The following is a 15,444-nucleotide window of genomic DNA, read 5'->3' as shown; positions in this document are numbered from 1 at the left end:
GGCACGCGGTGCTGCGGTGCGGCTGGCTGCCGTCAACCGCCGGTGCTGGAGCCTCCCGATCGCGTGGCCCAGGGCATGTTCCTTCGCCGGTCACGCTACTTCCGTGCGAGACCGCAATTCCCAGTTAAGGGCCCGGGCGGCGCATCCGCATCCCGGCGGGCCGGGCGCGGGGGCGGGCCACGCCTACGCAAGCGCATCGCGGCGTCGGCGCCCGCCGGCGCTGCGTCAGTTGTTCTTGGTCCTGATGGGCAAAACCACCGTGTGGCTGCCCACCGTCGCCTTCGTCCTGGCCGTCGCGGCCATCGTCCTGTTCATCCCAGGGCCTGCCGCCGTGCAGGATGGCTTCATGAGAGCGTTCTTCGGTCCTCCCGAGCCCGGCCGCATCCTGCTGGGCACGTACCCGCTGTGGGACGAGGCTCTCGCCCTCGTCAACCGGGACCTCGCGGTGACGCTGCCCGAGCAAGGCCCGCTGGCGCTGATGGGACTTCCCCCGTGGGACGGGGACGAGGTCGAGAACGTCTACGTAGCCCTCCCCAACGGCGAATGGCACGGTAATCCGCTGGACTCGACCTCGGTGGACGACCCCGCCGGAGCCCTGGCGGTCGTAGCCGAAGCCGCGCAGGACACCGTCATCGAGCTTCTCTGGCAGGCCTGGCCCGTGTGCGGCGAGCACGGCATCGGCATGCATCCACGAGAAGTCGACGGGCAACTCTCTTGGTGGTGCGCGGGCGGGAGGACCCCACGCGAACCGGCCCACGTCCGCGCGTCCGTGGGAGCCCTCGACAGCCTCGTACGCCGGAGTCGGCCCAACCGTAAGCGTCGGCGGGCGGGTTGACCGGTCTCACTCCAGCGAGCAACTGTGCGAATTCGCGGCGCACTTCACTCGTACGGGCGGTCTTCACTCTGCGTGTCGTTGCGGGCATATGCCGTGCGGTACGTTCGCAACAAAACGGCCCCCGTCGATGGCTGGAACCATCGTCGAGGGCCTGAATCACTAGCGGAATGCGACTCCACCGTGATCTACCGCAACTTTATCGCGCCCGAACGCGACTTCACCCAAATCACCAACGACATCATTCGGCATCCGCGCCTCGACTCCGACGCCGCACGGATCCTCAACTGGCAGCTCTCCCTCCCCGGGCACTCCCGCCAGACCCTCTCCGAGACCGCCGAGCACGCCCGGATCGGGGCCCGTTCCTTCAACCAGGCCAAACGGCAGCTCAAGACCGAGGGGTACGTGCACGAGCGCCGCGTCCAGGGAGAGGGAGGCCTCTGGGCCACCCAACAGCTCGTCTCCAGCATTCCCCTGCGGGCCGAAGAAGCCGCCAAGATCTTCGGCAGCATCCCCTTCCGCGCCGGGGCCGAGCGGGTGTTTCCGCAGATGGCGCCGATTGTCGTGGTCCCGCCCTCCGGCACATCCCGCCCGGCATGCACGACGAACTCGCCCTGCTCGTCGCCCGCTGGCTCGCCGCCGGGCACACCTCCGCCGACGTCCACGGGCACGTCCTGCGCGGCCTGCCCGGTGCCGGGACTCCCGTACACCGGCCCGGCGGGCTGGTCAGATACCTGCTGCGTCACGTACCGCCCCTGCGCGTGGCCGCCCCGCCGACCGGGCCGCCGGCCGGGCCGCCCCGCCTCTCCCCGCGCCTCGAAGGTGCACAGGAGTGCGCGGGCAGACACACCCAGCCCATGCTGTTCCGGCCGGTCGTCGAGTGGCAGACGCTGTGCCCGGAATGCGCGGGGGCCCAGCAAGGCGCGTCTCAGAGCTGCTGAGGCGGGCCCACCCCGGCTACGGGGTGATCCCGGCTACGGGGTGATCCCCGCCGCCTCACCGCCGCACAGCGCCCGCCCGTACAGCGTCGACAGCGCGCCGTCGATGGGGTGGGGCTGCGGCACCCCGGAGGAGTCCGGCTCGTTCCACCGCTGGAGGTTGACCGCGACGGACATCTGCCGCTTGCCGTCGGCCCGGGTCAGGGAGATCGTCCCGGCACCCCAGACCGTGCCGTCGTGACCCCAGAACGTGCCGCAGTCCGTGCCGACCTTGCGCAGGCCGAAGCCGTACTCGATCATCGACCCGTCCAGCGCCCGGACCGGGACCGTGCGCTGCATCTCCGCCAGCGACGACCGGCTGACGATCCTGCCGCCCAGCAACTCCGCGTAGAAGCGGTTGAGATCCTCCATGGTCGAGACGAGCGAAGCCCCCGTCCCCGTCCACGACATGTTGTAGACGCTGTAGTCGCGCGGCGGATCGATCAGACCGTAGAAGGCCTCGTACATCCGCGAGTGCGGTCCCTCGATGCGCGTCCCTTCCGGGAACGCGGTGTCGCGGAGTCCGGCGCGCTCGATGACGTTCCGGGTGATGTACTCCTCCGCCGGGGTGCCGGTCACCTCCTCCAGGAGCTGGCCGAGGATCAGCCAGTTGGTGTTCGAGTACACCCCCGGAAGAGCTCCGGGCTCACTCGCGGGCGGCGCCGCGAGCCCCATCTCGATCAGCTCGGCCGGGCGGAACTCCCTGAACCGGTTGTCGTCGAGGCTCTCGGTCGTCACGTCCGGCAGGGAAGGGAACGCCCCGAGCGACGGGAACGCGTAGGGGATGTAGTCGGGGATGCCGCTGGTGTTGTTCAGGAGCATCCGGACCGTGGTCCTCTGGCCGCGCTCCCCCGGCACCAGCTGCGGCAGGTAGTCACCGATCGGCGCGTCGAGCCGGATCCGGCCCTGCTCGACCTGCTGCATGACGGCGGCGGCGGTGAAGGTCTTGGTGACGCTGCCGACGCGCTGCCGCATGTCCGCCGTGACGGGACGGCCGGTCACGAGATCGGCGACCCCGGAGGCGCCGCGCCAGGTCCGGCCGGTGTCGCGCACCTCGGCGAACACGCCCGGAACCCCCGCGCGGTGGACACCGTCCAGGGCGGACCGCAGCGCCGCGCGGTCGAGGCCGAGGCCGCCGTCGAGGCCGAGGCCGCCGTCGAGGCCGGCCGACGGGCTCGTCGCGCCGGCCGGGACGGCCCTCGCCTCGGGGGGCGCGGGAACGGCGGCCACCGTTCCCGCGCAGGCGGCCAGCACGGCCACAGTTCCGCACAACACCGTTCGGAGCTTCATGATGTTCGACCTTTCGCCGTCCATGAATGGGGAGTTGCGGTGCGCTCGGCTCACTCGGCGAGCGCGCGGCGCAGGGCCGCCCCGAGTTCGGCGTTCTGGCGCTGTGAGACCTCGGCGGAGAGGATCGCCTGCGATCCGTGGAAGGTGCCGGGCCACTGGTGGAGTTCGACCGGCACACCCGCCTGCAGCAGACGCAGCGCGTAGGCGAGGCCCTCGTCGCGGTTCGGGCAGAACTCCGCAGTGGCGATGTAGGCCGGAGGCAGGCCGGACAGATCCGTGGCCCGGGCGGGGGCGGCGTACGGGGTGGCGGCCTCGGTGCCCAGGTAGTGCCGCCAGGCCGCGGCGCGTTGGGCGCTGTTGAACCAGGGCGTGTCGGTGAAGGTCCGCGCCGACCACGTCTCGTAACGGTCGTCGAGGCCCGGCTGGTTGAGCAGTTGGAACCGGATCGCGGGGCCCTGCTCGTCACGCGTCCTCAGGGACACCGCGGCCGCGAGATTCGCACCGGCGCTGTGACCGCCGACCGCGATCCGTCCCGCGTCGGTGCCGAGCCGGCCCGCGTGCTCGGCCGCCCAGGCCAGTACGGCGTACGCGTCGTCCAGGGCGGCCGGGAACGGGTTCTCGGGCGCCAGCCGGTAGCCCACCGAGATCACCACCGCCCCGGAGAGACCGGCGATCCGGGCGGCCCACGGGTGCTCGGTGTCGAGGTCGCCGAAGACTCCGCCGCCGCCGTGCAGCCAGACGACGGCGCCCTGTGCCCCGTCCGGGCGGTAGACCCGTACCGGCACGTCCGGCCGGGCGGACACCGTATGGTCCTCGATCTCCATGCGCGAGGTGTCCGGAGCCGGCGCGGCGGCGGCACGAGCGGCGAAGTCCTTGCGCCCGGCGACCGGGTCGCTCATGTCCATGAGCGGGAGGAACGGGATGAACGGTTCGAGTTCGGGGTCCATGACGACCATCCTCGGCGCCGGCACCCGGAGAGGTCATCCGCCGTCCGTCGCGCATCCCACCCCGAACTCGCGCCGATCGGCGGGCACTTCTCCCTCTACTCTTCGGTCATGGAGGCATTGGCCGTACGGCTGTCGGGACTTGATCCGTACGTCGACGGTGCGATCCGCATCATCGCGTTCTACGACACGCTGATGCGCCGGCGTGTGGACCTGGCGGCGCTCACCCGGGCCTCGGCGGGCCTGGCCGAGTGCGTGGCCGGGATCAGGCTCCACGGCACGGGCCGGGTGATCCGCCTCGCACCCGACGGCAGGCCCGCGTCCGGCCCACCGTCGTCCGCGTCCACCACGACGCCGATCACGCTCGACGAGGAGGAGATCGGCACGGTGTGGCTGGAACGCCCCGGCTCCCCGAACCCCCTCGACGACGTGCTCCTCGACCGGCTGGCCATCGCCGCCGCCGGGATCGTCGAGCGGCACGGCCCGGCGCGCACCACCATGGCCGACCCCGCGCTCGTCGAACTGGTCATCAGCTCCGACAGCGACGAACCGGCCAGAGCCCGGGCGTTACGGCTCCTGGGCTTCGCCGCCGACGTGCCGGTCCACGTCGTCGCCGTACGGACGCGGCTCCCGCTCGACCGGCTCGGCGGCCTGGTCTGCCCGGGCCGCCCGGTGAAGGCGGCGCCCCTCGCCGACGTCGGCGTCATCCTGGCCACGGTCCTGGACCCGGCCCGGTTCCCGGCGGGCGTGCGCGCGGGCATCGGCGCCGCCGGAAGCCCCGACCGGTCCTGGCGGCAGGCCCGCACCGCCCTCCGCTTCACCACCCCCCGCGAACCCGTCGTCCGCTACCCGGACCTGGGCGCACTGGCCCTCCTGGCCGAGGTCCCCGAGGACACCGCGCGGGACAACACCGACGTGGCCGCCATCGGCCGGCTCGCCGGGGGCAACCCGGAGGATCTGGAGACCCTGGACACCTACTGCGCCACCGGCTCGCTGCGCCGGGCCGCGGACCTGCTCCACCTGCACCACAGCAGCATCGCCCGCCGGCTCGAACAGATCTCGAAGACCCTGGACATCGACGTCACCGAAGCCACCGGCCTGACCCGGGCCAGGATCGCGCTCACCGCGTGGCGGCTGCTCGGCGACTGAGCGGGCGTCGGGCTCGAAGTGGCCCTGGAGTCGGCCGGTACAGCAGGGGCGGTACACGCGGGCCCATGCTGTTCCGGCCGTGCGTCGAGGGCCGGGCCCCGCGCCCCGGAGTGCGCAGCCGTACCTCACGCCTCCCGGGGCGGGCCCTCCGGCAGGGGCTCCACCGGCAGCGCGTCCTTCGGCGGCTCCACCGGTGGTGCGTCGCGGAAGCGGCGGCGGTCGCGGGCGCCCGGTGGGGCGTCGGCCAGGCGGATGACGGTGCCGTCGCGGCCCGCCACGACCGGCTTCGCCGAGCGCGCGGCCTTCGCCTGGTACTGGGCCGCGTCCGCGAGCCGGAAGAGGCGCCGCGCCGACCTGAGCGGGCCGATGGGGTCGCCGGTGGAGGCCACGCCGCAGGCCACGCCCTCGCCGAGCTCCAGCTCCGCCGCCCGTACGCACAGCTCCTCCGCGACCGCGACCACCTCGTCCGCCGTCGGGCCGACCGTGAGGAGACAGAACTCGTCGCCGCCCAGGCGGGCCGCGAGCGCCCCGGGGAGCCGGGCCCCGCAGCGGGAGAGCACGGAGCCGAAGCGTTCGAGGAGCCGGTCGCCGACCGCGTGGCCGTGGGTGTCGTTGACCCGCTTGAGGCCGTTGAGGTCGCACACGAGGAGGCTCACGACGGAGCCGTCCACCCGGTAGCGCTCGATGGCCTCGTCCAGGCGGGTGTCGACGGCCCGCCGGTTGGCGAGCCCGGTGAGCGGGTCGGTGAAGGCCAGCTTGCGGACCTCCTCCAGGCGCTCGGCCTGCGCGATGCCCGCCGCGACGACCGCCGCGAGGACGGTCGCGAAGTCGGCGTCCGCGCGGGTGAAAGGTTTCGCCTGCGGCGGCCGCGCCACGTACAGCTCCCCCCACGCCCGCCCGTGCAGCACGATCGGGGCGACGACGCAGCACCCCCGCCCCCGCCTGCGCAGACCGGCCACGCGGCCCGTCGGGACCTGGTCACCGGCGGTCTCCACCCAGGCGTCCGGCTCCCCGCCGCCCGCCCACTGCTCGTGCAGGAACTCGGTGATCTCGGGGAACTCGTGCACGGGATACGTCTCCGAGTCCGGGAACTCCTCCTCGCCCACGACCCGCTCCCCGGCGTTGACCAGGACCTTCAGCCGACCGTGGTCCCGCTCCCAGACGGAGAGGGCCGCGAAGCTGCCGTCGAGCCCCTCGCAGGACCCGAGCGCCGCCGCCCGCCAGAACTCCCGTGGTGTGTGCGCCGCCGCCATCCCCTGCGCCAGCGCCACTACGGCCCGCAGCCGCACATCCTCACCCATTCCTCCAGCTTAGGGAGTATTAGTCCGTTTTCCCTTGCGAGACGTCACGGAAAGTGACACGGAAAGTGACATGGGAGGGAAATCGGATGGCCGACTCGACTACTCCCCCGGCCACGCCGGCTTCCGCTTCTCGTTGAAGGCCGCCACGCCCTCGGCCCGGTCCCCCGAGAAGGCCACCGACCGCCATGCCGCGTCCTCGACCTCCAGGCCCGCCCGCAGGTCCAGGCCCTGACCGAGCCGCATCGCCTTCTTGGCGGCGCGCAGCCCGACCGGCGAGTTGACCGCGATCCGCCCGGCCAGCTCCAGGGCGCCCGTCCGCGCGTCCTCCTCCAGGAGGTCGACAAGACCGAGCTCACGGGCCTCCGCCGCCTCCACCCGACGGGCCGTGAAGACCAGCTCGGCGGCGCGCGCCGCGCCCACCCGGCGCGGGAGCAGCTGCGTACCGCCGCCGCCGGGGATGACGCCCACCGAGACCTCGGGGAGGCCGACGACGGCGGTCGCGTCGGCGACGATCACGTCGCAGGCGAGCGCCAGCTCGAAGCCGCCGCCGAGGGCGAAGCCGTGCACGGCGGCGACGGTCGGCATCGGCAGCTCCAGGACGCCGGTGTAGGCGGCGCGGGCGGTCGGGCGCTGGCGGACGAGCTCGGCGTCGGTGAAGGAGTTGCGCTCCTTGAGGTCGGCGCCGACGCAGAAGGCCCGGTCGTTCGAGGAGGTCAGCACGGTGACGCGGACGGAGGCGTCGGCGGCGAGCGCCTCGCAGGCCGCGCCGAGGGAGCGGGCCATCTCGGAGGAGACCGCGTTCATGGCCTTGGGCCGGTCGAGGACCAGCTCGGCGACGTGCCCCTCCCGCCGGACCACCACGAACTCACCAAAACGCTGCTCGGACATGCCGTACGCCCTCCCGACCGACTGGGCCCGTCAACGGTGGTTAACGGGCGTTCACCGGGATCCTAGGTGGGACGACGGGTCAGGAGCCAGGGCTCCACGACACCGAGGCCTCGCACGGGCCGCTGCCACATCGGCTGGAGTGCGAAGCGGTACGTGGCGACCGGGCGGCCCTCCTTCTCGGCGCGGGAGGCCTCCTCGGCCGCCTCCGCCTCGGAGACGGGCGCGTCCCCGGTCCTGGACAGCTCCTTCGCGAGCGCGCCGTCGACGAGGACGGCGTCCTTCGGCGCTATCGAGGTGAGCCGGCTGGCGAGGTTCACGGTGGTGCCGAAGACGTCGCCCATGCGGGTCGTCACGGTGCCGAAGGCGATGCCGACGCGCAGCGCGGGCATCGTCTCGTCGTGGCCGAGGGTCTCGATCAGCCGGAGCGCGATCTCGGCGGCGGTGCCGGGGTCGTCGGCGCAGTAGAGCACCTCGTCGCCGAGGGTCTTGATGAGCCGGCCGCCGTGCGCGGCGACGAGGTCGGCGCAGGTCGTCTCGAAGGCCTCGACGAGCTCGCCGAGCTCCTCCTCCTCCAGGCGGCGGGTGAGCCGGGTGAAGCCGACGAGGTCGGCGAATCCGACGGCGAGCCGGCGGTCGACCATCTCCTCGTCGTCGGCGGCCTGGACGACGCGGCCGGTGGCGGCGGCGAGCTGCCGGCGCCACACGTAGATGAGGAACTCCTCCAGCTCGGGCAGGAGCAGCTCGACGAGGGGGTACGTGACCTCGGTGCGGGTCATGCCGGGCTCGGGCGGCTCGGTGAGGCCCTCCAGGAAGGAGTCGATCTGCCACTCGGCGAGCCGGGCGGTGGTCTGTCCGGTGGAGCGGGCGACCTGGACCGCCATCGGCTCGCTGAGCAGCCCGGCCTCGACGAGGCCGGCGAGCCGGCGGAGCGCGAGGACGTCGGCCTCGGTGAGCGCCTTGGCCTGGCCGATGTCGGCGAAGCCCATCGCGCGCCAGAAGCGGGAGGCGAGCTCCATGGAGACACCCGCGGTGCGGGCGGCCTGGAACGGCGTGTAGCGGCGGTCGGCGCCGAGGATGAGCTGTTCGAGGCGGATCGCCAGGGGGTCGTCACTCGGCTCGGCCGTGTGGTCGACCTCGTGGTGGGGCGTGGGATACGCGGAGGGCTCGGCCGCGGGGTACGGGGATGGCTCCGACCCGCCGTCCGCGTTCGCGTCGTCGACGGTCACCGGCCGCCTCCTGCCCGTTCCCTGCCCACTTGTCCTGCCGATCTGTCGCCTGGATCGCGCTCCACGATACGACAGGTGTGGAATGGCTCACGCCTGAACGGCGAGCCATTCCGTCCCTTGGCCGGGGTCCAGGGCGTCCGTGGCCGTCCCGGGACCGCGCCGGAGCCGGGCCCGACCCGTGCCCGATCCGGCCCCTGACCCCGTCCCGTCACCGCCGGATCACCGCCGGAGGCCCTCAGGCGGGTGTCCGCAGGTGCACGATGTCGCCCGCGCCGACCGCCTCCGTACCGCCGCCCTCCGTGGCCACCACGAGGCGCCCGTCGCCGTCCAGGGCGACGGCCTCGCCCTCCAGCATCCGCTCGCCGGGCAGGTCGGCCCGTACGCGGCGGCCGAGGGTCGCGCAGCCGGCCTCGTACGCCGCCTGGAGGCCCGAGGCCTCGGGGTCGCCGTCCGCCCGCACCCACTCCCCGTACCAGTGGGCGAGGGACCGCAGGACGGCCCGCAGCAGGGTGTCGCGGTCGGTGGAGACGGCGTCGGCGAGGAGGAGGGAGCCGGCCGCCGGGACGGGCAGCTCGTCCTCACGGAGCGTGACGTTGATGCCGAGGCCGACGACGACGGCGTCCTCGCCGGCGCGCTCGGCGAGGATGCCGCCGGCCTTCCGCTCCTCGCCGCCGACGGAAACCAGCAGGTCGTTCGGCCACTTGAGGGAAACGTCGACGCCGGCGGCCTTCGCGAGGCCGGTCGCGGCGGCCACGCCGGTGAGCAGCGGGAGCCAGCCCCAGCGGTGCACGGGCACGTCCGGCTTGAGGAGCACGGAGAGGAAGAGGCCCGAGCGGGCGGGCGCCGTCCAGCTGCGGTCGAGGCGGCCGCGGCCGGAGGTCTGCTCCTCGGCGACGAGCACCGCGCCCTCGGGCAGCTCGTCGGCGCGGGCGGCGAGGTCGCTGTTGGTGGAGCCGGTGGTGGTGACCACGTCGAGCGAGGTCCACAGCTCCTCGGGCCGGACCAGGGCGCGGCGCAGGGCGGGGGCGTTCAGCGGGGGCCGGTCGAGGTCGGACCAGGGCCGGCCGGAGCCTTGAGAGGTCGTCATGCAAGCCACACTAGGTGTGGCAAACACCGCAGTGCCGAACCGTATCGGCGTCGATACGCTACGGGTCAGTAGCTCAGCACTAGCCCATTCGTAGTCAACGAACCCCCCGTGACCAGGCAGGGAGCCGCATCCCGATGTCCGAGCCGGCAGAGCAGTACGAGATCGACATTCACACGACCGCAGGCAAGATCGCGGACCTCAAGCGCCGTATCGACGAGGCCACCCATGCCGGCTCGGAGCGTGCGGTGGAGAAGCAGCACGCGAAGGGCAAGCTGACCGCGCGCGAGCGGATCGCCCTGCTCCTGGACGAGGGATCGTTCGTCGAGCTGGACGAACTGGCCCGGCACCGGTCGACCAACTTCGGCCTGGAGAACAACCGGCCGTACGGAGACGGTGTCGTCACCGGCTACGGCACGGTCGACGGACGCCCGGTCGCCGTGTTCTCGCAGGACTTCACGGTCTTCGGCGGCGCGCTCGGCGAGACGTACGGCCAGAAGATCATCAAGGTGATGGACTTCGCGCTGAAGACGGGCTGCCCGGTCGTCGGCATCAACGACTCCGGCGGCGCCCGCATCCAGGAGGGTGTGAGCGCGCTCGGCATGTACGGCGAGATCTTCCGCCGCAACACCCACGCCTCCGGGGTGATCCCGCAGATCTCCCTGATCGTCGGCCCCTGCGCGGGCGGCGCGGTGTACTCCCCCGCGATCACCGACTTCACGGTGATGGTCGACCAGACCTCGCACATGTTCATCACCGGCCCCGACGTCATCAAGACGGTCACCGGCGAGGACGTGGGCTTCGAGGAGCTGGGCGGCGCCCGCACGCACAACTCGACCTCGGGCGTGGCCCACCACATGGCGGGGGACGAGAAGGACGCCATCGAGTACGTGAAGTCCCTGCTGTCCTACCTGCCGTCGAACAACCTCTCCGAGGCCCCGGCCTTCCCCGAGGTCGCCGACACCGAGGTGAGCGACGAGGACCGCGAGCTCGACACGCTGATCCCCGACTCGGCCAACCAGCCGTACGACATGCACAAGGTCATCGAGCACGTCCTGGACGACGGCGAGTTCCTGGAGACCCAGGCACTGTTCGCGCCGAACATCCTGACCGGCTTCGGCCGCGTCGAGGGCTTCCCCGTCGGCGTCGTCGCCAACCAGCCCATGCAGTTCGCCGGCTGCCTCGACATCAACGCCTCCGAGAAGGCCGCGCGGTTCGTCCGCACCTGCGACGCCTTCAACATCCCGGTCCTCACCTTCGTCGACGTACCCGGCTTCCTGCCCGGCGTGGACCAGGAATACGGCGGCATCATCCGGCGCGGCGCGAAGCTCATCTACGCCTACGCCGAAGCCACCGTCCCCCTCATCACCGTCATCACCCGCAAGGCCTTCGGCGGCGCGTACGACGTCATGGGCTCCAAGCACCTGGGCGCCGACCTCAACCTCGCCTGGCCGACCGCGCAGATCGCCGTCATGGGCGCGCAGGGCGCGGTCAACATCCTGCACCGCCGGACGATCGCCGCCGCCGAGGACCAGGACGCCGAGCGGGCGCGACTGATGCAGGAGTACGAGGACGCCCTGCTCAACCCGTACATCGCGGCCGAGCGCGGCTACATCGACGGCGTCGTCATGCCGTCGGACACGCGCCCGCAGATCGTGAAGGGCCTGCGTCAGCTGCGCACCAAGCGGGAATCCCTTCCCCCGAAGAAGCACGGCAACATCCCGCTGTAGCCGCGTACGAGCGTTGAAGGAGCCGTTGTGATCAAGGTCGTACGAGGAAACCCGACGCCCGAGGAGCTGGCCGCCGCACTGGCGGTGGTTCAGGCCCGGGCCGCGGCAGTGGCGGCTGCGTCCGCCGAGGGCGGCGGCCCGGTCGTACCGGAGGGGTGGTCGGATCCCTCCCGTATCGCACGGGCGGTACGGCACCGTCCGGGCCCGCGGGCCTGGGCCAGGTCGTACTGGCCCGTGTAGGAGCGGAAGGCGAAAGGCCGGACCCCGTGTGCGGGGGGTCCGGCCTTTCGCCGTCCTCGGGCCGCGCGCCGTCCTCGGGCCGCGCGCCGTCCTCGGGCCGCGCGCCGTCACGTACGGCGGAGGAAGAGGCCGGCGAGTACGGCTCCGACGGCGACGATCGCGGCGTTGACGAGGACCGCGAGGCCGATGCCGTCGAGGAGGACGGGCGCGGTGACGACGACGGCGCTCATGACCGGTGTGCCCATGGTGATGCCGACCTGCTGGGTCATGGTCGCGAGCCCGGTCGCCGCGCCCTGCTCGCCGTCGGGGATCCCCGAGGTGGCGGTGACCATGAAGCCGACGATCGCGAGCATGTTGCCGACGCCGCCGGCGAAGGTCGCGGCGAGCAGCAGTCCGAGGCTGCCGCGGTCGTCGCCGAGTCCGTACAGGGAGAGGGTGGCGGCCGCCTGGACGAGGCCGCCGGCCACGAGGGCGGAGCGGGCGCCGAAGCGGCCGATGAAGCGGGAGGCGAGGACGCCGCCGAGGACCGTGCCGGCGCCGAGGACGCCGAAGGAGAGCCCGGCGGCGAGCGGCGAGAAGCCGAGGACGTCCTGGAGGTACAGCGTCAGCAGGAAGACCAGCGAGGTCTCGGTGACGAAGGCGACGAGCCCGGCGAGGTTGCCCCAGACGACGGTGCGGCGCCTCAGGACGTGGACGGGGACGAGCGGTGCGGCCGCCCGGCGTTCGACGAGGACGAAGGCGGTGAGGAGGGCGGCGCCCGCGGCGAGGGCGGTAAGCGCGGTGGGGTCGGTCCAGCCGTGTCCGCCGGCGACCGTGAGGCCGTAGACGAGGGCGAGGAGGCCGCCGGTGACGGTGACCGCGCCGGGGACGTCGAGGCGGGGGCGGACGGCGGGGCGGCTCTCGCTCAGGACGGCGGGGGCGACGAGGAGGACGGCGAGGGCCACCGGCACGTTGACGAGGAAGGCCCAGCGCCAGGAGAGCAGGTCGGTGAGGACGCCGCCGAGGATCGCGCCGGTGGTGAAGCCCGCGGACATGAGGGCGCCGTTGAGGCCGAGCGCCTTGGCGCGCAGCGGGCCCTCCGGGAAGGAGGCGGTGAGCAGGGAGAGCCCGGCGGGGGTGACGGCGGCGGTGGCGAGGCCCTGGGCGACCCGGGCGGCCATGAGCATCTCGGGTCCGGTGGCCAGGCCGCCGACCAGGGAGGAGAGGCCGAGGAGCGCCATGCCGCCGAGGAAGAGGCGGCGGCGGCCGACGAGGTCGGCGACACGCCCGAAGAGGAGGGTGAAGCCGGCGGCGGCGAGGGCGAAGGCGGTGGCGATCCACTGGAGACCGCCGAGGGTGAAGCCGAGTCCCTGACCGATGACGGGCAGGGCGACGTTCAGGATCGAGAAGTCGACGGCCAGCATGAACTGGGCGAGGAGGAGGACGACGAGGACGAGCCGCATCCGGCCGGTCATACGGTCGGGGAGGACGGGGGCGGTGGCGGAGCCGGAAGCGGAGGCGGAGGCGGAGGCGGAGGCGGAAGCGGAGGCGGAAGCGGAGGCGGAAGCGGAGGCGGTGGGGAGATCGAGGGAGACCATGCGGACGACCCCTTAATGGGAAGCTGGTTCCGTTAAGATGACGGCACCGTAGCAGAGGCGAAGGCATTAATGGAACAGGAGTCCCGTTTGACTGAGAGCCAGCCGGCCTCGCCCGGCACCCTGCGTCCCGGCGGCCGCACCGCGAAGGTCCGCGGGGCCGTCCTCGACGCCACCCTCGACGCCCTCGCGGACAGCGGCTTCCACGCGCTGAACATGGACCGGATCGCCGTGAGCGCGGGCGTCGGCAAGACCACCGTGTACCGCCGCTGGGGCTCCCCCGTCGGCCTCGTCACCGACCTCCTGCACGACATGGCGGAGCAGTCCCTGCCCGCCGCCGACACCGGCGGCCTCGCGGGCGACCTGCGGGCCAACGCCGAACTCGTACGGGACACCCTGACCGACCCCCGGATGGGCGCCGTGTTCCGAGCGGTCATCGCCGCGGCGGCCTGCGACGAGGAGTGCGCCCGCGCGCTCGCCGGCTTCTACGGCACCCGGCTCGCCGAATGGGCCCCGGTCGTCGCCCGGGGCGAGGCGCGCGGCGAGATCCCGGCGGGAACGGACCCGGTGGAGCTGCTCCGCGCCGTCTCCGCGCCGCTCTACTACCGCTTCGCCGTCACCCACGAGGAGCTCACCGGGGACGTGGCCGAGCGGGCCGCGGCGGCGGCACTCGCGGCCGCGCGCGCCGGGGTGTTCCGCCGCGATTAGTCCTTCGGTACGGGGCGCTTGAGTATCCGTACTCAGGCGCCCCGCCCGCCTCACCCGGAGGATCGGAGCATGCTGTGGTCCGACCCGGAGGACGAGCCTCCGAAGTTCCTGCGCGAGATGCAGACGATGCTCCGCCGCGCGGGCGTGATCCTCGCGCTGGCGATGGTCGTGGAGATGATCGTGGTCAGCGCGCGGTGAGCCCCGCGCCGGGCGTGCCGCCCCGGCTACGCTGCCCTCATGACTGCTGATCCGCGCCGTGTCGTCCTCGCCTCCGCCTCCCCCGCCCGGCTCGGGCTGCTCCGGCAGGCCGGACTCGCCCCCGAGGTGATCGTGAGCGGCGTCGACGAGGACAAGGTGCACGCCCCGACCCCGGCCGAGCTCGCCCTCGCCCTCGCGGAGGCCAAGGCCGCCCATGTGGCCGCCCGGCCCGAGGTGTTCGGCGCGCTCGTCATCGGCTGCGACTCGGTCCTGGAGCTCGACAAGCAGGCGCTCGGCAAGCCGGCCGACGCCGAGGAGGCCACCGCCCGCTGGATGGCGATGCGGGGCCGGGTCGGCATCCTCCAGACCGGTCACTGCGTGTACGACACGGCCGCCAAGCGCTACGAGTCGGCGACCGCCTCCACCGTGGTCCGCTTCGGCGAGCCGACGGACGAGGAGATCGCGGCGTACGTGGCGAGCGGCGAACCGCTGCACGTGGCGGGCGCGTTCACGCTGGACGGGCGCTCGGCACCGTTCATCGAGGGCATCGACGGCGACCCGGGCAACGTGATCGGCCTGTCGCTGCCGCTGCTGCGCACCCTGCTCGGGAAGCTGGACGTGCGGATCACCGACCTCTGGGCCTGAGCCGCGAGGCGTTACGCGGGCGCGGGGACCCGCTCGGCGGCCTCGGCATCCTTCCCGTACGCCACCAGGGTGAGGACGACGAGCGCGACCACCGCCATCAGGAAGGCGAACGCGCCCCAGCCGATCAGCCCGACGGCGACCGCACCGAGGACGCCGTGCACGACCGCGCACCCGATGAGCAGTCCCCGGCCCGCGCGGCCGGGGCGGCGGTCGCGGATGCCCGCGAGGAGCGCGACGAGGCCGCAGAGCAGGAGCGCGACGCCGGAGCCGATGCCGAGCCCCCACGTACCGGCGACCATCGCGTCGGGGTCCATGCCGTCGAGGGACATCGACTGGGCCTCCACGAAGCCCGCCATGACGGCGTTGACGGCGACGATGCCGGGCGCCTCGAGAAGGAGCACCGCTCCCGTCACGAGAGCTATCGGTCTGCGGGCCACCTCGGCCACCCCCTGGATTCGCCTGTTACCGACAGTACGATCGACAGCGCGAAGGCTACTGGCCGGTAAACCTCCGGACAAGAGTTCGCACACGGGAGACGGCGGCCCGCCGTTCGGCAAAGAATCGTTGAGCCATTCGTAGGGACCCGACAAAGAAACCCGAATGGCGACTGGCCGCACTAACAGAGACCTGCGCCACACCTCGGAGCTACTGTGCCGTA

16 protein-coding genes are annotated in these 15,444 nt (G+C 72.8%); 8 read left to right on the top strand and 8 right to left on the bottom strand.

All coding sequences use genetic code 11. The annotated features are described in order from the left end of the window. The first annotated feature begins 244 nt into the window (after nt 1-244). Both OG580_RS22760 and OG580_RS22755 read left to right on the top strand, forming a co-directional pair. The gene (locus OG580_RS22760; protein ID WP_267045520.1) at nt 245-835 is read left to right on the top strand and encodes a hypothetical protein; all 591 of its coding nucleotides are present in this window, start codon (nt 245-247) and stop codon (nt 833-835) included. A 593-nt stretch (nt 836-1,428) separates the two neighbouring features. After that, nucleotides 1,429-1,773: a hypothetical protein gene (locus tag OG580_RS22755; protein ID WP_267045519.1), complete on the top strand. Its 345-nt coding sequence runs from the start codon at nt 1,429-1,431 to the stop codon at nt 1,771-1,773. 33 nt (nt 1,774-1,806) lie between these two features. On the opposite strand, the gene OG580_RS22750 is transcribed toward OG580_RS22755, so the two are convergent. Further along, entirely contained in the window at nt 1,807-3,099 is a 1,293-nt protein-coding gene (locus tag OG580_RS22750) for a serine hydrolase (protein WP_267045518.1), read from the bottom strand. 50 nt (nt 3,100-3,149) lie between these two features. Next, nucleotides 3,150-4,046, bottom strand: coding sequence for an alpha/beta hydrolase (locus OG580_RS22745; protein ID WP_267045517.1), 897 nt, complete (start codon nt 4,044-4,046; stop codon nt 3,150-3,152). A 108-nt stretch (nt 4,047-4,154) separates the two neighbouring features. Between OG580_RS22745 and OG580_RS22740 the strand changes: the two genes are divergently transcribed. After that, nucleotides 4,155-5,192 carry a CdaR family transcriptional regulator gene (locus tag OG580_RS22740; RefSeq protein ID WP_267045516.1) on the top strand — a complete coding sequence of 346 codons (1,038 nt, stop codon included), beginning with the start codon at nt 4,155-4,157 and terminating at the stop codon, nt 5,190-5,192. 125 nt (nt 5,193-5,317) lie between these two features. On the opposite strand, the gene OG580_RS22735 is transcribed toward OG580_RS22740, so the two are convergent. The 4 genes from OG580_RS22735 to OG580_RS22720 all read right to left on the bottom strand — a co-directional run bounded on the left by OG580_RS22735 (nt 5,318) and on the right by OG580_RS22720 (nt 9,694). Further along, nucleotides 5,318-6,493 carry a GGDEF domain-containing protein gene (locus OG580_RS22735; RefSeq protein ID WP_267045515.1) on the bottom strand — a complete coding sequence of 392 codons (1,176 nt, stop codon included), beginning with the start codon at nt 6,491-6,493 and terminating at the stop codon, nt 5,318-5,320. Between the two features lie 99 nt (nt 6,494-6,592). Further along, on the bottom strand, nt 6,593-7,381 hold the full coding sequence (locus tag OG580_RS22730; protein WP_267045514.1) for an enoyl-CoA hydratase/isomerase family protein: 789 nt from the start codon (nt 7,379-7,381) through the stop codon (nt 6,593-6,595). A gap of 62 nt (nt 7,382-7,443) precedes the next feature. Beyond that, nucleotides 7,444-8,607, bottom strand: coding sequence for an adenylate/guanylate cyclase domain-containing protein (locus tag OG580_RS22725; RefSeq protein WP_267045513.1), 1,164 nt, complete (start codon nt 8,605-8,607; stop codon nt 7,444-7,446). Nucleotides 8,608-8,842: 235 nt separating this feature from the next. Further along, nucleotides 8,843-9,694, bottom strand: a complete 852-nt coding sequence (locus OG580_RS22720; RefSeq protein ID WP_267045512.1) for a biotin--[acetyl-CoA-carboxylase] ligase — start codon at nt 9,692-9,694, stop codon at nt 8,843-8,845. Nucleotides 9,695-9,828: 134 nt separating this feature from the next. Here OG580_RS22720 and OG580_RS22715 point away from each other — a divergent pair, with 134 nt between their 5' ends. Both OG580_RS22715 and OG580_RS22710 read left to right on the top strand, forming a co-directional pair. Then, nucleotides 9,829-11,421 (top strand): acyl-CoA carboxylase subunit beta, encoded by a 1,593-nt coding sequence (locus OG580_RS22715; protein ID WP_267045511.1) that lies wholly within the window; start codon nt 9,829-9,831, stop codon nt 11,419-11,421. Nucleotides 11,422-11,448: 27 nt separating this feature from the next. Further along, a complete protein-coding gene (locus OG580_RS22710; RefSeq protein WP_267045510.1) occupies nt 11,449-11,661 on the top strand; it encodes an acyl-CoA carboxylase subunit epsilon in 213 nt (70 codons plus the stop codon). 107 nt (nt 11,662-11,768) lie between these two features. Here OG580_RS22710 and OG580_RS22705 read toward each other — a convergent pair whose 3' ends face one another. After that, nucleotides 11,769-13,115 carry an MFS transporter gene (locus OG580_RS22705; protein WP_267048081.1) on the bottom strand — a complete coding sequence of 449 codons (1,347 nt, stop codon included), beginning with the start codon at nt 13,113-13,115 and terminating at the stop codon, nt 11,769-11,771. Nucleotides 13,116-13,307: 192 nt separating this feature from the next. On the opposite strand from OG580_RS22705, the gene OG580_RS22700 reads away from it, so the two are divergent. From OG580_RS22700 to OG580_RS22690, 3 genes are all read left to right on the top strand, one after another. Further along, nucleotides 13,308-13,943, top strand: a complete 636-nt coding sequence (locus OG580_RS22700) for a TetR/AcrR family transcriptional regulator (RefSeq protein WP_267045509.1) — start codon at nt 13,308-13,310, stop codon at nt 13,941-13,943. A 69-nt stretch (nt 13,944-14,012) separates the two neighbouring features. Then, nucleotides 14,013-14,141, top strand: a complete 129-nt coding sequence (mmpB, locus tag OG580_RS22695; protein WP_267045508.1) for a morphogenic membrane protein MmpB — start codon at nt 14,013-14,015, stop codon at nt 14,139-14,141. Between the two features lie 39 nt (nt 14,142-14,180). Beyond that, the gene (locus OG580_RS22690; protein ID WP_267045507.1) at nt 14,181-14,786 is read left to right on the top strand and encodes a nucleoside triphosphate pyrophosphatase; all 606 of its coding nucleotides are present in this window, start codon (nt 14,181-14,183) and stop codon (nt 14,784-14,786) included. Between the two features lie 11 nt (nt 14,787-14,797). On the opposite strand, the gene OG580_RS22685 is transcribed toward OG580_RS22690, so the two are convergent. Further along, nucleotides 14,798-15,223 (bottom strand): hypothetical protein, encoded by a 426-nt coding sequence (locus OG580_RS22685; RefSeq protein ID WP_267045506.1) that lies wholly within the window; start codon nt 15,221-15,223, stop codon nt 14,798-14,800. Nucleotides 15,224-15,444 lie beyond the last annotated feature (221 nt).

Source organism: Streptomyces sp. NBC_00094, assembly GCF_026343125.1.
Classification (GTDB): domain Bacteria; phylum Actinomycetota; class Actinomycetes; order Streptomycetales; family Streptomycetaceae; genus Streptomyces.
The sequence above is the reverse complement of the archived record's forward strand: the minus strand, read 5'-3'. Positions and strand labels throughout refer to the sequence as shown.